Annotated in this window: 21 protein-coding genes and 1 pseudogene; 19 read left to right on the top strand and 3 right to left on the bottom strand. The window is 37.4% G+C overall.

From position 1 onward, the window contains the following. The gene (locus BLQ19_RS04515) at positions 1–684 is read left to right on the top strand and encodes a phosphonatase-like hydrolase (protein ID WP_074537697.1); all 684 of its coding nucleotides are present in this window, start codon (positions 1–3) and stop codon (positions 682–684) included. A gap of 6 nt (positions 685–690) precedes the next feature. On the opposite strand, the gene BLQ19_RS04510 is transcribed toward BLQ19_RS04515, so the two are convergent. Beyond that, positions 691–1257 (bottom strand): helix-turn-helix domain-containing protein, encoded by a 567-nt coding sequence (locus BLQ19_RS04510; protein WP_074537545.1) that lies wholly within the window; start codon positions 1255–1257, stop codon positions 691–693. A gap of 258 nt (positions 1258–1515) precedes the next feature. On the opposite strand from BLQ19_RS04510, the gene BLQ19_RS04505 reads away from it, so the two are divergent. From BLQ19_RS04505 to BLQ19_RS04415, 18 genes and pseudogenes are all read left to right on the top strand, one after another. Further along, the gene (locus BLQ19_RS04505; protein ID WP_074537544.1) at positions 1516–4695 is read left to right on the top strand and encodes a SusC/RagA family TonB-linked outer membrane protein; all 3180 of its coding nucleotides are present in this window, start codon (positions 1516–1518) and stop codon (positions 4693–4695) included. A 30-nt stretch (positions 4696–4725) separates the two neighbouring features. Then, on the top strand, positions 4726–6279 hold the full coding sequence (locus BLQ19_RS04500; protein WP_074537543.1) for a SusD/RagB family nutrient-binding outer membrane lipoprotein: 1554 nt from the start codon (positions 4726–4728) through the stop codon (positions 6277–6279). Next, positions 6269–7933, top strand: a complete 1665-nt coding sequence (locus tag BLQ19_RS04495) for an alkaline phosphatase family protein (RefSeq protein ID WP_217637572.1) — start codon at positions 6269–6271, stop codon at positions 7931–7933. Before BLQ19_RS04500 ends, BLQ19_RS04495 begins: the two co-directional genes overlap by 11 nt. 46 nt (positions 7934–7979) lie before the next feature. Next, positions 7980–9215 carry a ComEC/Rec2 family competence protein gene (locus BLQ19_RS04490; protein WP_074537542.1) on the top strand — a complete coding sequence of 412 codons (1236 nt, stop codon included), beginning with the start codon at positions 7980–7982 and terminating at the stop codon, positions 9213–9215. After that, positions 9193–10572, top strand: coding sequence for a (R)-1-hydroxy-2-aminoethylphosphonate ammonia-lyase (gene pbfA / locus BLQ19_RS04485; protein WP_074537541.1), 1380 nt, complete (start codon positions 9193–9195; stop codon positions 10570–10572). The genes BLQ19_RS04490 and pbfA overlap by 23 nt, the downstream gene beginning before the upstream one ends. A gap of 9 nt (positions 10573–10581) precedes the next feature. Next, entirely contained in the window at positions 10582–12174 is a 1593-nt protein-coding gene (locus tag BLQ19_RS04480) for a purple acid phosphatase family protein (RefSeq protein WP_074537540.1), read from the top strand. A gap of 5 nt (positions 12175–12179) precedes the next feature. After that, entirely contained in the window at positions 12180–13271 is a 1092-nt protein-coding gene (locus tag BLQ19_RS04475; protein ID WP_074537539.1) for a sulfatase-like hydrolase/transferase, read from the top strand. 295 nt (positions 13272–13566) lie between these two features. Further along, complete coding sequence (locus BLQ19_RS04470) at positions 13567–14886, top strand: amino acid permease (RefSeq protein WP_074537538.1); 1320 nt, start codon at positions 13567–13569, stop codon at positions 14884–14886. Between the two features lies 1 nt (position 14887). Next, positions 14888–16258 carry an ethanolamine ammonia-lyase subunit EutB gene (locus tag BLQ19_RS04465; RefSeq protein ID WP_074537537.1) on the top strand — a complete coding sequence of 457 codons (1371 nt, stop codon included), beginning with the start codon at positions 14888–14890 and terminating at the stop codon, positions 16256–16258. Beyond that, a complete protein-coding gene (gene eutC, locus BLQ19_RS04460) occupies positions 16255–17007 on the top strand; it encodes an ethanolamine ammonia-lyase subunit EutC (RefSeq protein WP_074537536.1) in 753 nt (250 codons plus the stop codon). Before BLQ19_RS04465 ends, eutC begins: the two co-directional genes overlap by 4 nt. Before the next feature lie 436 nt (positions 17008–17443). After that, the gene (locus BLQ19_RS21190; RefSeq protein ID WP_175444395.1) at positions 17444–17614 is read left to right on the top strand and encodes a hypothetical protein; all 171 of its coding nucleotides are present in this window, start codon (positions 17444–17446) and stop codon (positions 17612–17614) included. A gap of 370 nt (positions 17615–17984) precedes the next feature. Beyond that, positions 17985–18179 (top strand): annotated as a pseudogene (locus BLQ19_RS21490) (single-stranded DNA-binding protein); the annotation flags it as partial. A gap of 92 nt (positions 18180–18271) precedes the next feature. Continuing rightward, positions 18272–18652 (top strand): DUF6876 family protein, encoded by a 381-nt coding sequence (locus tag BLQ19_RS04445; RefSeq protein ID WP_074537534.1) that lies wholly within the window; start codon positions 18272–18274, stop codon positions 18650–18652. A 636-nt stretch (positions 18653–19288) separates the two neighbouring features. Next, on the top strand, positions 19289–19669 hold the full coding sequence (locus BLQ19_RS04435; protein ID WP_074537533.1) for a BfmA/BtgA family mobilization protein: 381 nt from the start codon (positions 19289–19291) through the stop codon (positions 19667–19669). A gap of 11 nt (positions 19670–19680) precedes the next feature. Further along, positions 19681–20712 (top strand): MobB family relaxase, encoded by a 1032-nt coding sequence (mobB, locus tag BLQ19_RS04430; protein ID WP_074537532.1) that lies wholly within the window; start codon positions 19681–19683, stop codon positions 20710–20712. 9 nt (positions 20713–20721) lie between these two features. Further along, complete coding sequence (locus BLQ19_RS04425; RefSeq protein WP_074537531.1) at positions 20722–22167, top strand: type IV secretory system conjugative DNA transfer family protein; 1446 nt, start codon at positions 20722–20724, stop codon at positions 22165–22167. Between the two features lie 129 nt (positions 22168–22296). After that, positions 22297–22539 carry a hypothetical protein gene (locus BLQ19_RS04420; RefSeq protein ID WP_074537530.1) on the top strand — a complete coding sequence of 81 codons (243 nt, stop codon included), beginning with the start codon at positions 22297–22299 and terminating at the stop codon, positions 22537–22539. Further along, the gene (locus BLQ19_RS04415; RefSeq protein WP_074537529.1) at positions 22520–22828 is read left to right on the top strand and encodes a hypothetical protein; all 309 of its coding nucleotides are present in this window, start codon (positions 22520–22522) and stop codon (positions 22826–22828) included. Before BLQ19_RS04420 ends, BLQ19_RS04415 begins: the two co-directional genes overlap by 20 nt. Before the next feature lie 35 nt (positions 22829–22863). On the opposite strand, the gene BLQ19_RS04410 is transcribed toward BLQ19_RS04415, so the two are convergent. Both BLQ19_RS04410 and BLQ19_RS04405 read right to left on the bottom strand, forming a co-directional pair. Beyond that, a complete protein-coding gene (locus BLQ19_RS04410) occupies positions 22864–23058 on the bottom strand; it encodes a helix-turn-helix domain-containing protein (protein ID WP_074537528.1) in 195 nt (64 codons plus the stop codon). 68 nt (positions 23059–23126) lie between these two features. Beyond that, positions 23127–23378: a helix-turn-helix domain-containing protein gene (locus BLQ19_RS04405; protein WP_074537527.1), complete on the bottom strand. Its 252-nt coding sequence runs from the start codon at positions 23376–23378 to the stop codon at positions 23127–23129. Between the last annotated feature and the right edge of the window lie 155 nt (positions 23379–23533).

Raw genomic sequence — 23533 nt, 5'->3', positions numbered from 1 at the left:
ATGCAAAAAATTACATTGGCCGTATTTGATATGGCAGGAACCGTTGTAAATGAAGATAACATAGTATACAAAACTTTACAAAAGGCCATTAATGAAAGCGGATATGATATTTCGTTGAATTATGTTTTGGAACATGGTGCTGGTAAAGAAAAACATCAAGCCATACAGGATATCCTAAAAGCTGAGGGCAATAAAACGGACCTTGAATTTTCTATTTCTATTTTTGAAAATTTCAAAAAACTGCTAAATCAAGCCTATGAAAACTTACATGTTACTAGTTATAGTGGTGTTGAGGAATTATTGGATTATTTAAAGAAAAATGGGGTAAAGCGAGCTTTGAATACCGGATATGATACTGATACGGCAAACTTGCTATTAGGAAAAATGGGCTGGGAGCTAGGAAGTCAATATGATGTATTAGTAACTTCAGATGATGTTACTTTGGGAAGACCCCATCCGGATATGATTTTAAAAGCAATGGAGCTTCTTGGGGTTACGGATTCGGAAATGGTTCTAAAAGCTGGTGATTCTATTATCGACATAGAAGAAGGTAAAAATGCAAAATGTGGAATTACGGTAGGGGTGACCACAGGTGCGCAAACTTTTGAACAATTGGCAAGCGCAAGACCTACTTTTGTTCTGGATGAATTGTCTAGACTTAAAGACTTGATTGCGGTAGTATAATATGGTCTAAATAAAAAAGTACAGCACCAACATCTTCGCCATGTTGGTGCTTCTATTTATAGGTACATGGGGTATTCGGCCGTCGAAGAAGATGGAATCTCCCTCCTTTAAAAGTACTTCTTCATTATCTATAATGTAATAACATTCGCCGGAGAGCATGTATTTAAATTCAAAGGCATCTGTAACGACTTTTTCTCTTTTAGAATTTGGGTGTACCTTTAACAACACTGCTTCAAAACCTAAAGAATTGACCTGTTTTCCAAAAATATAGGCGTAAGAAAAACCAACGGCATCATCTTCTTTTTCAATCGTCGTATTTTCTTCACTTCGCGAAACTATATAATTAGAACCGTTTGTTTGGGGCATACCACTAAAAAAATCGGTTACCTTTACATCCAACGAATTAATTATTTTTAGAAGAACTGGTAAGGACGGAATGGTTCTTCCGTTTTCAATTCTGGAAATAAGTCCTGCGGTTACACTAGCTCTTGTAGCAATTTCACTAATAGTTAAACTTCCGTTTTTACGAATTTCCTTGATTCGCTTTCCTATTCCAATGAGGTAATCTTCCATTAATATCAATTATCCTACAAACATAACACAAAATTAATTTGTGCGTTTAATAGCGATGATACCTTGGTTAACAGCTAGTTTTGAAATGGTTAACATAAACCTAACAATTTGCATATTTGTCAATAATAAAAATCTAACTTTTATCTAACCTTACCCCTCTATTGATAGTGATTACTTAATATAAATAGTGCAAGACATTAACTTTTCATTTAGATATTTGTTTCGTAATAATGAACCAAAGTTTACAAATACGAAAAAATGAAAAAAACACTATTTATGACGCTACTTACTTTTGTAGTAAGTCTGTTGGCACATTCCCAAACTGTTTTTACAGGAACTGTGCTCGATGAAAATGAAGTTCCATTACCTGGAGCAACAGTTATGGTAAAGGGAACAAAGAGTGGGGTTGTCACTGATTTTGATGGTAACTTCAGTGTTGAACTAAACAGTTCAGATGACATTTTAGTGGTATCTTATATTGGGTACATTAAGCAGGAGTTTGAAACTGCAAACAAGCTTAAAGGTACTATATCTCTACAGCCAGATTCTCAACAACTAGACGAGGTAGTGGTAACGGCTTTAGGTATTGAAAGGGAAAAAAAGTCTTTAGGGTATGCTTCTCAAGAATTGGATAACGATGAGGTTGTTCAAGCAAGAGAACCGAACTTATTGAATAGTATGTCGGGTAAAGTTGCTGGTCTGCAAATTACAAACAGTCCTACAGGTTTAGGTGGGTCTGCAAGAGTTTCGATACGTGGTGATGCTTCTTTGAACATTAATGGAAACTCGCCATTGTTTATTGTAGACGGTACACCTATTAGTAACGAAATTGTAGGTTCTAATGGGTCTGGAACGCAAGACGTAGATTATGGTAATGGTGCAGCGGAAATCAATCCTCAAGATATTGAGTCTATTAATGTGTTAAAGGGTCCGGCAGCGGCCGCACTCTATGGTTCAAGGGCCGCAAATGGCGCTATTATTATTACAACGAAAAAAGGTAAATCTCAAAGTAGTAAACTTGGTATATCGTTTAATACGGGTATTACTATCGAAAATGTAATGATGTTGCCAGACTGGCAAAATGAATATGGTCAAGGTAATAACCAACAGTTTTCTTTTGTAGATGGTAGTGGATCAGGTATTGCCGATGGTGTTGATGAAAGCTGGGGACCAAGATTAGATACCGGACTTATGATTGCCCAATTTGACTCTCCTAGAACAGACGGTACTCGTGGTGGTGATACTTTTATAAGTGATGCCGATATCATTCCTACTCCTTGGGTATCTCAACCTAATAATACCAAAGATTTTTTTGAAACGGGCATCACTAAAACAAATAGTATTTCTATTTCTAAAAGTGGAGATATGGGTAATATGAGGTTGTCTTTTCAAAATTTAGATCAAGAGGGTACGCTTCCGAATACAGATTTGAGAAGAAATACATTAAGTTTTTCGGGTACTATGAATGTGTCTGATAAAGTAAAGGTGAACGCCAATATAAATTATGTAAAGACCGATAGTGATAATAGACCAGCTGTTGGTTATGGTACTGAAAGTATCATGTATCTTTTTATATGGTATGGGCGTCAACTAAATACAAATAATCTTAGAGATTATTGGCAACCAGGTTTAGAGGGTGTTCAGCAGTTTAATTATAACTACAACTACCACGATAACCCATATTTTACAATGTACGAGAATACGAATGCTCAAGACAAAGACCGTATGTTCGGCAATGTGAGCTTGACGTATGACATTAACGAGAATTGGAAGTTGTTATTACGTAGTGGACGTGATTTTTATAGAGATTTTAGAGTTCGTAAAAGAGCTTTTAGTACGCAACGATTCCCTTTTGGAACCTATCAAGAAGATAATATATTCTTTGAGGAAAGTAACTCAGATTTCTTGTTGAGTTATGATAAAGATTTTGGAGAAAAATTCAATATTAATATATCTGGAGGTGGAAACCAATTACGCCAAAGTCAAGATTTCACTAAAAGTGTAGCTCCACAATTAATAAACCCTGGCGTGTATTCGTTTAATAATAGTAGACAGTCAGTTCTGGTGAGTTCTAACAATAGCGAAAAACGGATCAATAGTTTGTATGGCTATGCAAGATTTTCATATGATAATATACTGTTTATGGATGTTACTGGTAGAAATGACTGGTCGAGTACTTTACCAGAGGGTAACAATTCTTATTTCTACCCATCGGTAACATTAAGTGCAATTGCTAGTGATATGTTTACAATGCCAGAATGGGTTTCTTTTGCTAAAGTAAGAGCTGCTTATGCAGAGGTGGGTAACGATACAGACGCCTATAGGTTACGTAGTTTTTATGAAAATGAAACTGCTTTTGATAGTTCTATACCCATTTTAACTGAATCATCTTTGATACCTAATGCAGATTTAAAACCAGAAATTACAGGTTCTTATGAATTTGGCTTAGACCTTCGTTTCTTTCAAAGTAGAGTAAATCTAGATCTTACGTATTATGATAGTGCTACTAAAAACCAAATTATTAATATTAGTACAGACATTGCTAGTGGGTATAGTAGTCAGTTAATTAATGCAGGAGAGGTTCGTAATTATGGTTTTGAGGCTATAGCCAATTTTGTGCCAGTATTAACAGATAATTTTAAATGGAGCTCAACTTTCAACTTTGCAAGTAATAAGAGCGTGGTGACCGATTTAGGTGATGATATTCAATTTACTTTAACAGAAGCGAATGGGGCATATATTCAGGCTCGAGAAGGGGGATCTATCAGTGCAATTTACGGCAGAGGTTTTCAAAGAGTAGAAGATGAGGATAGCGAATATTTTGGTCAAATGATTATAAATAGTCAAGGTATTCCAGAAGAGACCGATGATTTGGTGTATCAAGGAGATTATGCTCCAGATTTTACATTAGGTATGCAAAATACCTTTAAATATAAAAATGTTGATTTAGGTTTTTTAATTGATACGAGACAAGGTGGTATTGTAGTTTCTAGAACCAAGACTATAGGTAGTACTTCTGGTCAGTTGCAAGAGACATTAGTAGGTAGAGAAACAGGAATTGTTGCAGAAGGTGTTGTAAATACAGGTACAACCGATAGTCCGGTGTATACTCCTAATACAGTAAATGTTGATGCTAGAACATTTAATTATGGATATTATCAAAGAGATAATGTAGAGGCGGCAAAATATGATGCGTCTTACACCAAATTACGTGAGGTTTCATTAGGGTATTCTTTTCCAGAGAAAATGATTCAACATTTACCTATTACCAGTGCACGTGTTTCTATTACCGGTAGAAACTTGATTTTATGGACAGATAATCCTCATTTTGATCCAGAAACGGTAGGGGTATCGGGAGGAACATTACAACCGGGTATAGAGAATATGTCATACCCAAGTTCACGTTCATTTACCTTCAATTTACAGGTTAATTTCTAAAAGGAGAAGAAACTATAAAATTCAGAAATCATGAAGAAAACACTATTAATCATATGCTCCTTAGTTCTAGCATTAAGCTGTACTGAGGATTTTGAAACAGTCAATACAAATCCTAACTATGCTACTACTGCTGAGCCAGAATTACTACTGCCAGGCGTACAAAGAGAAATGGCTTACAATTGGGGTGACCAAGGTTGGGAAGAAGGTTTTACCGTAGTACAATACGCGGCAAGACTACAATTTACTAGTGGAGATACTTATAATTGGTCTCCAACAAATGACCCTTATGATAATGCCTATGCTTCTTTACGTGATGTAGAGAATATTATAAATGCAACAATAGATAATGAAGAAGCTCAAAATTACTACGGTGTTGCCTTGGTTATGAAATCTTGGATCTATTCTTATGTTACCGATGCTTATGGAGATGTTCCTTATTCTGAAGCTACAAATGGTATTGAAGATGGAAATGTGACTCCTGTTTTTGATGCTCAAAGTGCTATTTACACAGGTATGTTGGCAGATTTAGAAACAGCCAACACCGTTTTGACCAATGCCGATAATATTTCAGGTGATATTTTTTACGATGGCGATATTGTGAAATGGAGAAAATTTGCAAATTCACTTAGACTGCGATTGTTAATGCGAATAAGTGATGTTGATAATGCAACAGCGGTTGCTGGTATGACCCAAATTACTAGTAACCCTTCTATGTATCCTATTTTTGAAAGTAATGACGATATGGCTTTAGTACAATGGAATTCTGATAACCCACAACCTAAATATGATACACGTAGTGGTAGTTTTGATGAGGTTCGTTTAAGCTTAACCTTAGAAACAAGACTAAAAGAATTGGAAGATAATAGGTTATATGTTTTTGCACAGCCGACCACCAATTCCGGAATGGGTATTTTTTCTGAAGATTTTGATGATTATGTAGGAATGCCAAACGGCTTGGATGATGAAGCAGCCTTAGGATATAGTCCAACAGGGAATACTGATGAATCTGGTTCTAATTTTATTTCAAGATTAGGTATATTATTAGCATGTTATGCCTGTAATACTACTGAGGCATCAGATACAGCTTCACAGACCATTATTATGAGTTATTCTGAATTGCAATTTATTTTAGCTGAAGCAGCAGAGAGAGGGTTTATCTCTTCTGGTGATGCAGCTACTTACTATGAAAATGGAATTAGAGCTTCCTTTGTATATTATACGGAAAGAGTTGCTGCTGGCGGATGGTCTGATATTGCTAATGCAATGCAAGCGACTGATTTGGATGCTTATGTTACTCAAGAAAAAGTAGCATATGCCGGTACTGACGATGAAAGGCTGGCTAAAATTGCGCTTCAAAAATGGATTTCACTTTTTTACACAGGTTTTGAAGGTTGGTCAGATTGGAGAAGAACTAATATGCCTGAGGTAATTCCTGGTCTAGATGCTGCTAATGACGGTTTAGTTCCGGTTCGTTTTCAATACCCTAACGATGTAAAGTCTACAAATAGCGAAAATTATAATGCAGCAGTGCAGCGCATGGGAGCCGATAATATCAATACCAAACTTTGGTGGGATGTTGATTAACCGACAAAAAATAATTGGTATCATGTTGACCATAGGAGCAATGCTCTTATGGTCTTCTTGTTCGATGGCCAGAAAAGACGCGAACAGCTCAGATCTTAATATAAATCATGTTATTGTCATAGGATTTGATGGTTTAAGCCCAGACGGATTAAAGAATGCAAATACACCAACATTTGATAGGCTTATTAAAGAAGGCTCTTCAACCATGCATGCCCGTGCAGTTTTGCCTAGTAGTTCCAGCCCAAATTGGGCATCCATGATTATGGGAGCAGGACCAGAACAGCACGGTATTACATCGAATGCTTGGGATCGCGATAATCTTACCCTACCAGCGGTTACCCAAAGTGAGCAATTTATTTTCCCTACCATTTTTCAATTAGTAGCCGATCAACGGGATTCGGCAGAGGTTGGCGCTATTTATCATTGGGGAGGATTTGGTAGGTTGTTCGAGAAGGATGCCGTGAACTACGATATACATTCTATAACCGAGGAGGAGACCGCTGTGATTGCATCGAATTATATTACGGATAAAAGGCTCGATTTTACCTTTATTCATTTTGACCACATAGATCACGCAGGTCATGAATATGGACATGGATCTCTAGCATATTATGCCTCCGTCGAGAAAGCCGATTCATTATTGGGTGAGTTAATGGAATCACTAAGTGAATCTAGAATGGCAGAAAATACCTTGGTGATTATAAGTGCAGATCACGGGGGCGTTGGTAAGGGCCATGGCGGTGAGTCGCTACAGGAAGTGGAAATTCCATTTATACTTTGGGGTAAAGGCATAAAGAAAAATTATAATATCAAGTATCCCGTATATCAATATGACAATGCAGCTACGGTTGCATTTGCCATGGATATCAAAACACCACTGGCTTGGATTGGCAAACCGGTAAAAGAGGCATTTGAAGGCACAAGTGTTGAAGATACATATCCAACTTTGGTGCAATTGAACAAACCAACTTTTGTTCCTTCTTCAAAAGGTTATGCGACTCAAGGCGGATTGTTTAATGATACTGTAGAACTAATTTTGAAGAACCCTAATAATGAGGGAGTATTAAAATATACTCTGGATGGTACTTTGCCTACGAATGAATCCAAAACTTTTGAAGCTGAAATCCCAATTACTGAAAATACAGTGGTGAATAGTGCCATTTTTAGTAATGGAAAAATGAGTAGTGGAGTAGCCGAGGGCTTTTTTAGAATCAAATCAAAATCATTGGAAAAGCCCGTTTCTGTTGAGGTCTTTTATAGGGATGATTTATCGTTTCTACCCGCATTGGGCAGTAAAAAAGCAAATGTTGAGCGTAGTACCTTTGAAATAACCTCTGAAGAAGTCAAGGAATTGATAAAGTCGAATACGGTATTCCGTTTTAAAAGTGGTCTACAGATTGAAGAAAACGGTAGCTATCAATTTTCAACTAGATCAGATGATGGTAGTCAATTGTTCATAGACGGGGAGCTGGTCGTAGATAATGATGGTGACCATGGCGTTCGGGAGAAAAGTGGTACTATAGAATTGTCTAAAGGAAAACACTTTGTTGAGGTGCTTTGGTTTAATGGTGGCGGAGACGGATGGTTAGATGTGTATGTACAAAGTGAAAAAATGCCCAAACAGATACTTTCCACGAACTTATTAAGAATGTAGTACCGTGAAGATAATAAACAGTTTGATTTTAATTTTGTTGCTTGGTATGATGACTGCTTGTCTTTCGCAAACAACGGACGAGCAGTTACCGCCATGGAAACTTGGTATGTTGGATATTCACCACATCAACACCGGTAGGGGAGATGCCGCTTTTGCCATTTTACCCGATGGCACTACCTTGTTGATCGATGCAGGTGATATGTCAGATACTCATCCGCGGACCTTATCTGTTCGGAATGCAAAACGAATGCCTAATGCTAGTAAATCTGCGGCGGGTTGGATTGTGGATTATATTGAACAATTTTTTCCGAAGGAAAATAATAAGGAATTGAACTATGCCTTGATTACGCACTACCATGATGATCATTTTGGGGAGTTGGACAGTCTTAGGCCAAAAGCAATGGAAGGAGACTTTTATCTGACGGGTATTACGGAAGTAGGTCATTTTGTTCCTATTAAAAAAATGCTCGATCGTGGCTTTTCATATCCAATTGACTTTACAAGTGAAACTATCCAAAACCAAGACCGTTTTAAAAGAGATGCTTATGGAATGATTCCTACCCTAAAAAATTACTGGAGCTTTTTGGAATATCAGCACGAAAAAATCGGATTAGTTCATGAAAAGGTCATTTCTGGTAAAAAAAATCAGATTAGCTTGGTATATAATCCGCAGACTTATCCGGATTTTTCAGTACAAAATATAGCCGTAAGCGGCACGGTTTGGACCGGAGTTCATTCCGATACCTTAGCACTATTGAAGCCAGGGGAATATCCGGGAGAAAACCCATTAAGCATTTGTTTGAAAATAAGTTATGGAGAGTTTGACTACTTTACGGGTGGCGATATTAGTGGTATAGATGAATATGGAGGTACAGATATGAATTCTGTAGAATCACAAATTGCTCCTATCATAGGTCCGGTGGATGTTGCTACATTAAATCATCATGGGAATCGTGATTCCCAAAATTTGGATTATGTACGTACAATTCGCCCACGGGTATGGATTCAACAAAATTGGTCGTCCGATCACCCCGGCGAAGAGGTACTTAGAAGAATAACCTCTGAAAAACTGTATCCTGGAGAACGGGATATTTTTTCTACCGTAATGCTACAACCACTGAAGGATGTAATTGGTGGTCGCTTAAATCAATACAAAAGTCAGAACGGACATATTGTTTTACGTGTGCATCCTAAGGGAGACTCGTTTGAGATTTATATATTGAATGACGCATCCGAAGAACGGGAAATTAAAGCTAAATATGGACCCTATGAATCAAGATAAGGACGCATTTAAAGGACATAATCAGAACAAAAGCACAGAAGGCGATATCAATGGCACTCCGGCCAGACAGGAATGGGAAGCAGGTATTACTGATGCAAAAACGAAAAAATTACTTAAAAAAGATGCCCGTTATTTCTTCCATCAAGCGTTATCCACTCCTTGTTTAGATGTGTTGGGCGATTGCAACGGAGCTTATATCGAAAATATATCTGGCAAGAAATATTTAGATTTTCATGGTAACAACGTGCATCAATTAGGGTTTTCACATCCAAAATTGGTGCAACGCTTAACAGAACAATTACAGGGTTTGACCTTTAGTACCCGACGATATACCAATGAAACCGCCATTAACTTTGCGGAGAAATTGGCGTCCTTACTTCCGTCTGATTTAAATCGGGTTTTAATGAGCCCTAACGGTAGTTCAGCCATTGGTATCGCATTAAAATTGGCGCGCGCCATCACCGGTAAATTTAAGGTAGTTTCTTTTTGGGATTCTTTCCATGGAGCGTCATTAGATGCCATAAGTGTTGGAGGGGAAGCGATATTTCGAGAATATATGGGGCCAATGATGCCTGGTGTGGAACGCATACCACCGCCGGTTACCTATCGAGGAATTTTTGAAGGGAACGAAGCCAAATGCTTGGAGCATTTGGAATATGTGTTTTCCAAAGAAGGTGATATTGGTGCTTTTATGGCAGAAACAGTCCGTAATACAGATGTACAATTACCTTCTAAGCAATTTTGGGTGTCCGCCCGTGCCCTTTGCGACAAATACGGCGTAGTTCTAATTTTAGATGAAATACCTATTGCATTGGGCCGTACCGGTAGAATGTTTGCTTTTGAGCATTATGGTATTGAACCGGATATTCTTTGTTTGGGAAAGGGATTGGGTGGAGGTATCATACCACAAGCAGCTATTGTGACACGAGACAGCTATAATAAATTCCCGGATATCTCCCTAGGCCACTATACCCATGAGAAAAGTCCTTTAGGCGCAATGGCGGGATTAACCACTTTGGAGATTTTGGAAGAAGAAAAAATTCTTCAAAAAGTAACCAGTGATTCTGTAGAGATGTGCTCGGACATGTCCGTTCTTAGGGATAAGTATGAAATTATAGGTGATATTAGAGGTAGAGGATTGCTATGGGGCATTGAATTGGTAACGAGCAGAAATACGAAGGAAAAGGCAATTAATGAGGCAGAAAAAGTCATGTACGAATGCTTAAGAAATGGATTAAGTTTTAAGGTTTCAGCAGGTAATGTGCTTCAACTGGCCCCGACCTTGACTATTTCTAAAGAGGAATTAAAACAAGCAGTCAATATTTTAGACAGGGCAATAGCCAATGTCTGTAATTAAACAGAACCAATGAGAAATAAAATTATTTTTAGTTTTTTGAGTAGTATGCTCACCACACTAGGTTTAGCCCAAGACAAGGAAACCTTATTTTTGGTACAGCCGTATTTACAAAATGCCAATCCCAATGAAATGACCATTATGTGGGAAACCACCATGGGTGAAGAAAGTATAGTAGAATATGGGGAAACCACTACGTTAGGTAAAAAGCAAAACGGTAGGGCAGAAGATGTCAATTTTACGGATACTCGTATTCATGAGGTAAATCTTACCGGTCTTAAACGGTTTACGAACTACTATTATAGGGTGCGGACAGGGAAATTGGTATCCGATATTTTTCAGTTTAAAACACCTCCCTTTGCGAGCGATCATAAGTCGTTCAATCTTTTGGCGATGAGCGATATGCAGAAGGATAATCAAAACCCCGATAAATTCATGGAAATTGTAAATAAAGGAATCATCCCGTATTTAAAACAGGAATACGGCAATAATCTGCCAGATGATTTAGCCTTGGTCATGATTCCCGGAGATTTGGTACAGCGGGGTTCTACCTACGAGCAGTGGCAAAATGATTTTTTCAGCCCTGCCCAGCAATTATTTTCAGAAGTTCCGGTGTATCCTGTACTAGGAAATCATGAGGGGAATTCCACTTTTTATTTTAAGTATTTCAGTTTACCAAAGAACGGCACACCTGCTTATGCCGAGCATTGGTGGTATAAGGATTATGGGAATACGCGTATAATCGGATTAAATTCTAACGAAGGGTACAGGGATATTGGGGAGCAATATGTTTGGCTAGAGAAAGTTTTGGAAGAAACGGCCAAAAATGAGGATATCGATTTTGTTTTCGCGCAATTGCATCATCCGCATAAATCGGAATTATGGATACCTGGAGAGGAAGCATCTACCGGAAAAGTGGTGAAAATGCTGGAAAATTTCACGACCGAGACTGGAAAGCCCAGTTTACATTTCTTCGGACATACACATGGCTATTCTCGTGGGCAATCAAAAGATCATAAACATTTATGGATCAATGTAGCGACCGCTGGTGGCGCTATTGATAATTGGGGTGAATTTGAAGGCAGGGATTATGACGAGTTTACCGTAACACAGGATGAATATGGTTTTGTAATGGTCGAAGTCGATGGTAGCAAGCAAAATCCTAAATTCACTATAAAAAGAATTAGCCGTGGTAATGAGGATATCTTCAGGGAGAACGAACAAACAGATGAAATTACCATTTACGCGAATAAGCATTCTCCAGAAGTGCCAAAGCCTATTTTTCCAATAAATGAGATTATTGATTTTGATGGAGTTTTGTTAAAGGCGAGTCCGTTTGAAAGTACATTTAATGATGCTTATCATGCGGCTTCCAACTGGCAAATTTCCACCACTGAAGATTTCTCTGCCGTAGTTCAAGATAGTTGGAAACAGTCTGAAAACTGGTATTACCTAGAAAACCGTCAAAAGGGGTATGACCTAACGGATGAGCCAACTAAAAGATTACAACCCAATACCACCTATTTTTGGAGGGTACGCTACCGTGATCAACATTTAAACTGGAGCGATTGGTCCACCATACAAACATTTAAAACTAAAAATTAGAACCTATGAAAACAGTATTAAAAATTTCACTTCTTATGCTATTGCTGACTTCGTCAGCTATAATGGCCCAACAGGACAAAAAACCAAAAATATTTTTGATCACTTTAGACGGGGTAAGGTGGCAAGACGTTTTTACGGGAATAGACACGGTGTTGTTGAACAGTCCTTATGCACAAGATAAAAATTTGCTAAAAGAAAAATTTGTAGGCAATTCAGAGGAGGAGAACAGAACCTTATTAATGCCTTTCTTTTGGAATACCATTGCCAAGGAAGGACAATTACACGGTAATAGAAATAGGGGAAGTAAAGTCAATTTGACCAATACCATGGCCTTTTCGTATCCTGGCTATAACGAGATTTTGACGGGGAAAGCGGATGATGTGAACATCAATAGCAATGACAAAATCTATAATAAGAATATCACCTTGTTGGAACTTGCAAATAATAGCAAGGAGTATAAAGGTAAGGTAGCCGCCTTTGGTAGTTGGGATGTTTTTCCTTTCATCATAAACGATAAGCGCAGTGGCGTTCCAGTAAATGCAGGATATATGGATGCCACAGGCGATTTAAATGAAAAAGAACAGTTTCTAAACGAAATTCAACGTCAAGCACCAGTAATTTGGGAGAGTGTGCGGTTAGATGTATTTACCCATCATTTTGCCAAGGAATTCATTAAAAAGAACCATCCGGAATTGGTCTATATCTCCTATGGGGAAACTGATGATTTTGCTCATGGGGGTCTATTTGATTTCTACACAAAATCAATGCGTAACACAGATGCTTTGATCGAGGATTTATGGAACTATGTACAGAACGATTCTTTTTATAAGGATAATACCTATTTTATTATTACTACCGATCACGGTAGAGGTGAGGGGACTGAAGTAGGTTCTAAATGGACAGGTCACGGAACCGATGTAGCAGGAGCGAATCAAACCTGGATCGCTATTTTAGGTCCTGATGTAAAACCTACGGGAGAGGCCAACGACGATCAACTGTATACCAATCAAATTGCACCTACGATTATGGGAATATTGAATTTGAAAGCTGACTCTAAAACGATGCCCGGAAAAGCTTTGAATTTAAAGTTTCCTTGATATTTAATTAAACTTGAATTTAATAAATGAACGCATCTTTGCCTATAGTTTGAGTTAGTTGGATAACCGGTACATTTTGTCTCATGTATCGGTTATTTTTTTGCATTTTATCCACTATTGAAATGTCCTAAGAGTTTCCTAAATATTAAATGGTTACAATAAAAACAGCTTGATTTTTAATGAATTCGAACTTCTTTGTCAATTTCTTATAAATAAACGGTTAACGTAGTGGATAAGAAGTAATATATTTTATTTTTAAGGATTCGGTTTTCGTAATTCTCTTTAATAAAAAGGTATGAAGGTCACAGAAGAAAAAATGAGTTCAAAAAAATTAGGGGTTTTTGCTATTTGGGCCATTGGCGTTGGCATGGTGATTTCTGGGGAATCCTTTGGGTGGAACTTAGGTTGGGCCATAACCGGTCCCTTATGGTTTTTTGTGCCGGTTGCGGTTGCAGCTTTGATGTATTTTGGATTGGTTCAAAATTTAATCGAATTGGCTTGTGTTTATCCAATGGCTACCGGGCCACATACCTATGTTGAAAAGGCCTTTGGTAAAAAATGGGGAAATTTTATAGGCTTGGCCATCCTGTTTGAATTTTTGTTCGCCACACCCGCAATAGCTAGTTCTTTGGGGGAATACCTCGGGTTTTTAGTATACGATTTACCTATGTCGCCTTGGATAGCCACAGGTTTTCTGTTGTTTTTTTCTATCATCAATCTTTTTGAAATGCATATTGGAGTGCGTTTTTTAGTGGTATTGACCTTATTGGCGATAGCGGAATTATTTCTTTTTCAGGGCGCTGTTTTGAGCTCTTTTAAGTTTGATAATTTTGCAAATTCAGGAGTGGGAAGTTTGGACTTGCAAGGCTTTGTTGCTGCAATTCCCTATGCGGTATGGTTGTTTTTGGCCATTGAGGGTATATCGCTAATGACCAACAATATAGACCGAATAGGATTCCGGAAAACTATAACTCGAGGCTATAATTTGGCTTTTTTTACGTTACTGACACTTGCCTTGTTGGTCCTTGTTTTAGCTGCAGGCGGGATCGATTGGAGTTTACCAGAGAGTTTAGGGATATTGGAAGAAAATCACCCTATGCCGGCTTCCATGGCTTTGATACTGGGCAAGGAAAATTTCTTGGTGCAATTGTTTACGTTTATTGGATTGTTCGGGCTCATCGCCTCCTTGCAGGGTATCGCTTTTGCGGCTACGACCCAACTGGAACCTTTGTTGCCGGTCGTAAAGAATAAAAAGATTTCAAAAAGGGTTCTAGCTTCCAGTCTGGTTTTTCTGTTTAGCTTAATAGCCATCTGGAGTAGCCAAACCGGATTTTTAATAGAAGTTTCTGTTTTTGGTGCAGTGTGTATGTATTTGGTGGTTAGTGCTTCTCTTTTGAAATTACGAAAAATGGATTCCGTAATTACATTAACAACTTCTGAAAATCTTTTATACAGACACACTGATTTTAATCCCAATTTTTCAGCCTTTAATGCCTGTGTGGCAGTTTTAATTTCCCTGATTTGTATAGGCGCATTTGCGTATTTACAATTTCAGGCTTTTATCATTTTCATTGCTTGTAGTTTGGTCTATGTATTCTTAATCCGAAGGAACTAAAATGGCATATCGATTTACATTGGGAGGCGAGAATTATCGTTTTAATGATTTGAAGTCCGTCATGGCAAAAGCAAGTTCGCACCGATCCGGGGATGTTTTGGCGGGTTTGGCGGCATCTACGAATGCAGAACGCATAGCAGCCCAGTATGTACTGAGTGAATTACCGCTAACCGTTTTTTTGAACGAAGCCATAGTTCCTTACGAAATAGATGAGGTCACCCGATTGATTTTGAACACCCACGATGCCAAAGCCTTTGAACAAATCTCCCATTTTACGGTGGGCGATTTAAGGGATTGGTTCTTACAAGATGCAACAGAAGGTCAAAATATAGCCGTAATCAAAAATGCGCTAACGCCTGAAATGGTAGCAGCAGTTTCCAAATTAATGCGAAACCAAGATTTGATTGCTGTAACCTCAAAAATTGAGGTCGTCACTAAGTTCAGAAATACTTTAGGCTTAAAGGGACATGTATCGGTACGTTTACAGCCCAATCATCCTACTGACGATTTAAAGGGGATTTTGGCCAGCACCATTGATGGTTTATTATATGGCTGTGGCGATGCGGTTATTGGCATCAATCCCGCAACGGATAGTCCAGATGTGACCATCAATCTACTCAATATGTTGGAGGATTTGCGTTTAAAATACGAGATTCCTACCCAAAGCTGTGTACTGTGCCATGTAACCTCTGCTCTTCAGATTATGGAAAAGGCCCCGGTAGATTTGGTTTTTCAGTCCATTACTGGATCACAAAAGGCGAATAGCTCTTTCGGTATCAATTTGAATATGTTGAAGGAAGCGCATGAAGCTACGTTGGCATTGGGACGAGGAACAGTAGGTAATCAATGTATGTACTTTGAAACAGGACAAGGTTCGGCCTTATCGGCAAATTCACATCATGGGGTGGATCAGCAAACGATGGAAGCCAGGGCTTATGCGGTTGCCAGACAGTTCGATCCTTTATTGGTAAATTCAGTCGTAGGTTTTATAGGTCCGGAATATTTATTCAATGGAAAGCAGATTACGCGTGCAGGATTGGAAGACCATTTTTGCGCCAAGGTGATGGGACTACCCATGGGAATGGACGTTTGTTATACCAACCATGCCGATGCGGATCAAGATGATATGGATAATTTACTTACACTTTTGGGCGTTGCTGGATGCAATTTCTTTATGGGTGTGCCGGGAACGGACGATATTATGTTGAATTATCAATCTACCTCCTTCCACGATGCCCTGTACTTGAGAAAGGTATTGGGTAAAAAACCAGCACCGGAGTTTGAAGCCTGGTTATTGAAAATGGGTATTATGGATGAAAAGGGAAGTAAACTTAATATTGGTGAAAACCATAAACTCTTAGCGAATTTATGAGTGATAAAATTGAATTACCGGACCAATGGCATAAGCTAAAGCAATTTACCAAAGCTAGGGTAGCATTGGGGAATGTGGGTACAGGTTTACCATTAACCGTAGTGCTTGCTCTCAAACATGCACATGCCTTGGCAAAGGATGCGATAGTCACCAAATTGGATATCGAGGGCCTAAAAAAAAACTGTGAGGAATTAAATATTCCTTGTCAGGTTTTTAAAAGTAAAGCCCATGATAGGTTAGAGTATTTGAAGCGCCCCGATTTAGGTCGCCGTTTGGATTTGAGTTCCAACAGTATCGATTTTGGGAAGGCGGATATCGTTTTTGTAATAACCGATGGACTTTCGGCCACGGCGGTAAACAAATATGCCTTTGAAGTTTTAGGGATTATCTTATTAGGTATAACGAAAAAATATAAAGTTGCGATTGCTTTGGTAGAACAAGGTAGGGTCGCTATTGGTGACGAGGTGGCAGAACTGTATCGAGCCGATTTTGTAGCTGTATTACTTGGGGAGCGTCCCGGACTTTCCTCACCGGAAAGTATGGGTGTCTATACTACCTATAAACCTAAACTTGGGTTAACGGATGAACGCCGTAATTGTATCTCGAACATACATTCAGATGGATTGAGCGCCATACAAGGGTCAACTTTGCTGAAGTATTTAATCGACCGCTCTTTCGCTTTACAGTTGAGTGGTGTCGACCTCAAGATTGAAATAGGGGATATTCTTGAAAATAAGAAATCGGTGTAAATTAGAAATTCACTTTAATTTCATTGACCCTGTAGATTTGGGTGCGTAAAAGATTTTGAAAAATGTGCACTATTTTTTCTTGATATTCTTCTGGGATTCTACCTCCAATGATCCAATTTTGTCGAAGGAATTTGTTACTCTCCTGATTAAATTCAGCCATTAAGCAATCCAAGGCTTCTTGACGTGTTTTATCGTTCATTTTACTGAACATGGATCGAATGTTCTCTATCATGGTTGTTTTAGTCGTAATCAAAAATAGACAAAAAAAGTTGTTCATCTGGCAATGATTTTTAAGATATGTATGAATATAATACTAACAATTTAAACTTAATTAAAAACGGTTGTGACTTTTAGATTCAATATTTGTACTCTAATAAATGAGTACTCACCAGCTTTGCTTAGGTTCATCATAGGTTATATTTAATTATCTTGTTTTATGAAATCAAAAATTCGTATGGGTCTATTTCTTTTTATTCTAGGGATGTTTACAGTTAATGCACAATCATATAAAGTGCATTCCCACAATGATTACGAGCAGGAGGTACCGTTTTGGAAAGCTTTTTCTGCGGGGGTCTCTATGGTAGAGGCCAACGTTTTTTATGATTGATGGTCAATTGATTGTCGCTCGTGAAAAGGAACATATTTTGCAGGAACGTACACTTGAGCGTTTGTATCGAGATCCGCTTAAAGAATCATTGGAACTCGGTTTAATGTTCGATAGAACATTGCAAGTATTGATAGATGTAAAATCGGATGCAACTACTTCTTTGGATGCTATTGTTCAGACTTTGGAGGATTACCAATCGATTACGGGCAATGAGAAGATTTCTTTTGTTATTTCTGGGAATAGCCCTAAACCGGCCATATATATTAATTATCCGGATTTTATCTCCTTTGATTATCAAAGTTTGGAACCAATTAACGATGTTAAGGTGCTCGATACAATTGGTTTGATAAGTTTAAGTTTCAGAAGTTTTACAGATTGGCACACCATTGTAGCTTGGGGTAAAACTGCTGAAATCGTCGAAAAATTTGTAATTAAAGGTAAAGAGTTAGCCGTTACAGGTAAACTTAGAACCCGAAACTATACTACCGATGAAGGAAGTAATCGCTATGTGACCGAAGTGGAAGCTAGAGAAATACTTTTACTAGGCACTGCAAACGGCAAGTAATTATCTTAGAATTTAAAAGGGCGACCCCGTCCCGAGTTTTCGGGGATACGCCCTTTTTTAATATTCATTATTAACCCTATAAACAGTAAACAATGACAAAGCAAAGAAACGAAATAAAAGAAGGATTACAACATTTTCATGGAACTGAAATGTTCTACCAAATCCCATTATTAAGAACACGTTTTACTGACGGATTGAAATACCTCGCAAATGTAGCAGATTGTTTTTGGCTGATTACGGACACATCAGTAATTGCAAAAAGTCTGATTAATAGAAGTGAATTTATCACCATAGACTTTAAAAGATTGTCAAAGGAAAAGCAAGAAATTTCGGGTTATGAAGCTGAAATTATTTATACCGATGGAAACAATACTATTTTAGAAAAACACCAATATAGCACAACTGATTTTCCACTCGATGAACTGCGTTTATTTTTTGTAAATGATACACTAATGTTACCTAGCGAATATTAAAAAAGTTGGTCATGGTATATCTCAATTTTACAGACCTAAACGAAGAAGCTTAAAACCGAATTTTAACAGCTTCTAAAAAAGATGTGGAACAAAAATTTGGCGATAGTCTTCGAAAATACGTAACTGAAAATTACACTTGTTGGAAACGATGATTGAAGAAGAGGCGATGCGAAATTTATACTCTTATAAATTCATTTTCAATATTTAATTTTTTTGAAATAAGAAACAAGCACCTCTAAATTTTAGAGGTGTTTTTTTATATATTCAATTCCAGTTCAATAAAAAAACGTATCTTTATTTCGCTGAAATTCAGCATACAAATTAAAGTAGGGTTATCCACTTTTCGACTTTCGCCGATAACCGTACCCATCGAAAAATAACATATCGGAAAATTATTTTCCTAAAATGGCAATTGGCTTTTGAGCCAGATTGTATGAAATTTTGTTCGCCTGGGGCGAACGAAAAGGAGTAGCAAGAGGGTAACACGCTACGCGATGTTTAGAGCTCCTTTTTGTTTTTAAAACACTGATTAACAGTAGTTTGAAAATAGTGTAATTTATTACCCTGCTGCAATTTGCGACAAAAGCCTTGTAAACGCCCATTTTTAGGAAAGAATTTGCGACAAATCGGCGAATTATGGACTCATTTATCGGAATTAGATTTAAAAAGGAAACCGCCAAGCGTTTCCAGCAATTTTCAAGAACACATTTCAAATCACATAGCGAGGCAATGGCAACAATGCTCGATTTTTTCTTCTACAACGAGATTTCACCAAAGGAAAAATTAGGTCCGACAGGGCGAACCATCGAAGCTAAACTCTTGAAAAGAATCAATGCGGTTATTGCCATTATGCGCGATATGGAGAAAACCCAAACCAAGCCAACTGTCGCCATGATAGAATCACTTTTTCAAACCGAGATACTTACAAAAAAACCGTTGATTCTAGAGAAGAAATTTCAAGAGGAAAAAAAGGCAGTCCGCTTTCAAGAAAAGCAAAATCCCAACCCTGAAGTTTAAATTTTTGCGCTATGTACATCACCATAACACCCCAAAAATTAGGCGGCAGCTATTCACAAAGTTCAGCAGATTTTGTGGGCTATCTGGAGAAGGAAAATCAAAACTTAGAACAAGAAGAAATGGAACACTTTTTTAACCAATATGGCGATGAAATTTCAGCCGAAGAAGTGGTAAAAGATATCGATGGAAATGGGGCAAAACTCAAAAAAACCGAACCGAAGTTTTATTCCATTACCGTGAGTCCTTCTAAATATGAATTGAACAGATTACAGAACAGCAGTGAAGATTTAAAAAAGTACACACGTGAGCTGATGAAGGATTACGTGGCGTCTTTCAATCGTGAAATCAACGGACGACTAGTGAACATCAATGATATAAAATACTATGCAAAAATAGAACACCAGCGAACCTTCAAAGGCACGGATAGAGAGGTTAAAGAAAATCAACCCTATGCCACCAAAATCCTTCAACTCAAATCCGAAATCCGAAATATCCAGGAGGGGAGAAGCGGTGGAAATATTAAAGAAATGAAAATCCAAATTGAAAGATTAGAAAAGGAAGCACCGCATCAGGAAAATAATAAACGAATCGTACAAGGAATGCCAAAGGCAGGTAACCAGAGCCATATTCATATCATCGTGAGTCGGAAGGATGCTTCGAATACCTTTAGTCTTTCACCAGGAAGTAAACACAAAGCCTCAGAAGTGGAGATGCATGGTAAAAACGTAAAGCGTGGTTTTAATCGGGATCAATTTTTTGAGAAGGCAGAGAAAACCTTTGATAAAACTTTTGACTACCAAAGAAACTTTGCGGAAACCTATACCGCGCGAAAGGAGTTTATAAAAAATCCAAAAGTCTATTTCACATCCCTTATGAAATTACCCACCAATGAAAAAGCTTTGGCGTTCAAAATAATGGGCAAAGCGGGCATTCCAATGGTACCGAGTATACCTGTTACACAAGCACAACTGGCCATGAAATTAGTAAAAAGGCTTAGAAGGGGAGTGGAAGTGGCCATAAAATCGAGTTCCATCGGAATCTAATTTAGAAATATGCCACTAGACAATCTTTTAACGGTGCTTTTGATTATTGGTTTGACCAGTACGGTTTTCTATGGAATGTTTCGCATAACGAAATATGCTTTCGCCATTAACGCCATGCTTTTAGCCCTATTGGTCTTTTATATACCTACGGAATCAGCGTTAGTTTTACGATTACTCTATTTGGGTTGTCCATTGATGCTATTAAATATTGGGCTGTATGTTTTTATGCATAAAACCGAAAATCCAAAAAATGGCAATACCAAATATCAGGTCAACTTTGCGACGACCAAAGGAAACTTCAAATTGGAGAACATTAAACGTGGTGCATCGGTCATAGGTTCTGCAGGAAGTGGCAAGACCGAAAGCGTAGTTTATGGATTTTTGAAGCACTTTCAGAAAGAAGGATTTTGTGGCATTATTCATGATTACAAAGATTTTGAATTGACTGAAATGGCGTATCCACTTTTTAAAGATGGGGATATCCCTTTTAAGGTCATTTCCTTCGATAAAATTATTCATCGAGTAAATCCTATTGCTCCTCTGTATTTAGAGAACGAGGAGAGTGTAAACGAGGTTTCTCGGGTATTGATTGAAAACCTTTTAGAGCAAAGAGAATCTGGAACAACCGGAACATCTAAATTTTTTAATGATGCTGCTGAAGGTTTAATTGGTGGTTTGATTTGGAAACTAAAAACTACCTATCCACAGTTCTGTACCTTGCCACATTTAATAGCCATTTATCAATATTTGGACACGAACAGCCTTATTCAGTTTTTGGAAACGAATACGACCTCAAGAGCTATGGCAGATGCTTTTATTAGTGGAAAGGATTCTGAGCGACAAACGGCAGGTGTAAAGAGTACCTTGGCCAATGCGCTTAAACGCATTAGTACACAACGAATCTTCATGGCTTTGTCGGAAGATGAAGTGCCTTTAAACATCAATCATAAAGACAATCCTACGGTAATTTCAATTGTCAACAACCCGAAATTTGAAACTTCGTATTCGCCTGTCATTGCAACCATTTATGTAATGCAAGACAAGATTCAAAACGATATGATGTATGGTGATAAAGCAAGTAAGGCGATATTGAGCAACCTTTCTTATCAGTTTTTCGGAAAAGTCAATGACCCTGACACCGCTAAATATTATGAACGATTTTTTGAGATTATCAAAGACCCCACTAAAAGCGTGAGTCGAGGATACAATTTAGATTTTGATACACGGGTAACTACTGGAGAAAAAGAGATTCCTAAGATTAGAGCTGATGTGTTCTTTCGCTTAAAGCAAGGTGAGTTTATTACCTATGCCGATGGAAAGGATAAAAAGGTACAATTTAAGTTACAGAATATTAAAAGAGAGCTTCCTAATAAAATTAGGCAGTTTTCCCGGGCGGATTTGGAAGCCAATTTTGAGCGAATTTATGAGGAAGCAAAGTCAATATTCACTGCGTAATGCGCTAAAAAGAAGGATATAATGGACAAGGGTCATAAGAGAAGTTATGCTATTTTAAAAAATCACATATTTAAAGTGAATAGTAAAAAAACATTTCTAGTTTTTGTAATTTTGCTTTAAACTAATACCATGAGTACATCAGAATTAAATAAAACTAAAAAGGAGCTGGTAGGCTGGATTCAGTCTTTGGAGGATGATTCGATTTTAGGATTACTTAGTTCCCTAAAATTATCAAGTGAGGGAAAATCTAAGGACTGGTGGCAAGAAATCACTGAAAGTGAGAGAGTCAATATTCTTAGTGGTATAAGAGATTATCAACAAGGGGAAACTATGAAGTCCAGTGAGTTCTGGAATGAATTATCAAATGGATAAATCGTATCAGGTGGAATGGACAAGGCGTTCTTTGCTTAACGCCATTGCCATTAAAAAGTATTTATTGTCAAAATTTTCAAAGAAAGAGCTTTCTAATTTTGAAAGTGTACTTGGACAATTTGAAATGGCAGTTTCTAATTTTCCTACCTTATATACCGAATCTAAAAGTCAAAATAATTTAAGAAAAGCTATTATTCATACAAACACTACCGTTTATTACATTCTTCAAAAGAACAAAGTGACGGTCATTGCCATGAAAGATAACAGGCAAATTAAAGCTGGCAAATAATGGCATTTCGATAGTAAAACTATATTGGAGTGCTATTAATAGCCAATTAATTTGAAAAACTCGGAAAGTTTTATATTTCTCGCTTCGCAGATTTTGATTAATGTTTCCACTGGAATACGATACTCTTTCTCTCCTTTAATTTTACGAATTGTACTTTCATCAATATCATGCGTAATAGTGAAAGAGTTTTGAGACTTTCCTTCTTTTAGCCAAGAGTGCAACCATTCCATTGTAATATAGCTACATATTTGATTATTGATACTTTTCAAGTAAGCAAAATTGAAAATCCCAAAGGTATTTAGAAATCTTTATCTATCTCAAAATTGAAATCAAATAAATCCCTAGGAGGTATTTGGAATCCTTTTGCTAATTCATATATGGTTGATAATTGAATATTAACTTCTCCTTTTTCATATTTAGCAATATCACTATAATCTAAATTACATCTTTGAGAAAGTTGCCTTAAACTTAAGCTTCTCATTTTACGTAGCTCTTTAATTCTTTTACCAAATAAAAGTTGAAATTGAACTTTGTTTGTTTGATTAACCATAGATAAGCAAATTGGTTAAATTCTAAAAAAATATTGTGGGCTTATTAACCCACAATTCATTTTTTATTATTATATTAGCTCCAGTAATATTAAATTTGCGATTCTTCAAATAAAATATTGAAGCATTCGCTTTGAATCTCGTATCAGAAAACTGG

The organism is Cellulophaga baltica (genome assembly GCF_900102165.1).
Classification (GTDB): Bacteria; Bacteroidota; Bacteroidia; order Flavobacteriales; family Flavobacteriaceae; genus Cellulophaga; species Cellulophaga baltica.
The sequence above is the reverse complement of the archived record's forward strand: the minus strand, read 5'-3'. Positions and strand labels throughout refer to the sequence as shown.

What these genes read in the sequence shown, in the direction of transcription:
- BLQ19_RS04515 (WP_074537697.1), top strand. Translation starts at nt 1, where the DNA reads ATGCAAAAAATTACATTGGCCGTATTTGATATGGCAGGAACCGTTGTA.
- BLQ19_RS04510 (WP_074537545.1), bottom strand. Translation starts at nt 1,257, where the DNA reads ATGGAAGATTACCTCATTGGAATAGGAAAGCGAATCAAGGAAATTCGT.
- BLQ19_RS04505 (WP_074537544.1), top strand. Translation starts at nt 1,516, where the DNA reads ATGAAAAAAACACTATTTATGACGCTACTTACTTTTGTAGTAAGTCTG.
- BLQ19_RS04500 (WP_074537543.1), top strand. Translation starts at nt 4,726, where the DNA reads ATGAAGAAAACACTATTAATCATATGCTCCTTAGTTCTAGCATTAAGC.
- BLQ19_RS04495 (WP_217637572.1), top strand. Translation starts at nt 6,269, where the DNA reads ATGTTGATTAACCGACAAAAAATAATTGGTATCATGTTGACCATAGGA.
- BLQ19_RS04490 (WP_074537542.1), top strand. Translation starts at nt 7,980, where the DNA reads ATGATGACTGCTTGTCTTTCGCAAACAACGGACGAGCAGTTACCGCCA.
- pbfA (WP_074537541.1), top strand. Translation starts at nt 9,193, where the DNA reads ATGGACCCTATGAATCAAGATAAGGACGCATTTAAAGGACATAATCAG.
- BLQ19_RS04480 (WP_074537540.1), top strand. Translation starts at nt 10,582, where the DNA reads ATGAGAAATAAAATTATTTTTAGTTTTTTGAGTAGTATGCTCACCACA.
- BLQ19_RS04475 (WP_074537539.1), top strand. Translation starts at nt 12,180, where the DNA reads ATGAAAACAGTATTAAAAATTTCACTTCTTATGCTATTGCTGACTTCG.
- BLQ19_RS04470 (WP_074537538.1), top strand. Translation starts at nt 13,567, where the DNA reads ATGAAGGTCACAGAAGAAAAAATGAGTTCAAAAAAATTAGGGGTTTTT.
- BLQ19_RS04465 (WP_074537537.1), top strand. Translation starts at nt 14,888, where the DNA reads ATGGCATATCGATTTACATTGGGAGGCGAGAATTATCGTTTTAATGAT.
- eutC (WP_074537536.1), top strand. Translation starts at nt 16,255, where the DNA reads ATGAGTGATAAAATTGAATTACCGGACCAATGGCATAAGCTAAAGCAA.
- BLQ19_RS21190 (WP_175444395.1), top strand. Translation starts at nt 17,444, where the DNA reads ATGAAATCAAAAATTCGTATGGGTCTATTTCTTTTTATTCTAGGGATG.
- BLQ19_RS04445 (WP_074537534.1), top strand. Translation starts at nt 18,272, where the DNA reads ATGACAAAGCAAAGAAACGAAATAAAAGAAGGATTACAACATTTTCAT.
- BLQ19_RS04435 (WP_074537533.1), top strand. Translation starts at nt 19,289, where the DNA reads ATGGACTCATTTATCGGAATTAGATTTAAAAAGGAAACCGCCAAGCGT.
- mobB (WP_074537532.1), top strand. Translation starts at nt 19,681, where the DNA reads ATGTACATCACCATAACACCCCAAAAATTAGGCGGCAGCTATTCACAA.
- BLQ19_RS04425 (WP_074537531.1), top strand. Translation starts at nt 20,722, where the DNA reads ATGCCACTAGACAATCTTTTAACGGTGCTTTTGATTATTGGTTTGACC.
- BLQ19_RS04420 (WP_074537530.1), top strand. Translation starts at nt 22,297, where the DNA reads ATGAGTACATCAGAATTAAATAAAACTAAAAAGGAGCTGGTAGGCTGG.
- BLQ19_RS04415 (WP_074537529.1), top strand. Translation starts at nt 22,520, where the DNA reads ATGAATTATCAAATGGATAAATCGTATCAGGTGGAATGGACAAGGCGT.
- BLQ19_RS04410 (WP_074537528.1), bottom strand. Translation starts at nt 23,058, where the DNA reads ATGGAATGGTTGCACTCTTGGCTAAAAGAAGGAAAGTCTCAAAACTCT.
- BLQ19_RS04405 (WP_074537527.1), bottom strand. Translation starts at nt 23,378, where the DNA reads ATGGTTAATCAAACAAACAAAGTTCAATTTCAACTTTTATTTGGTAAA.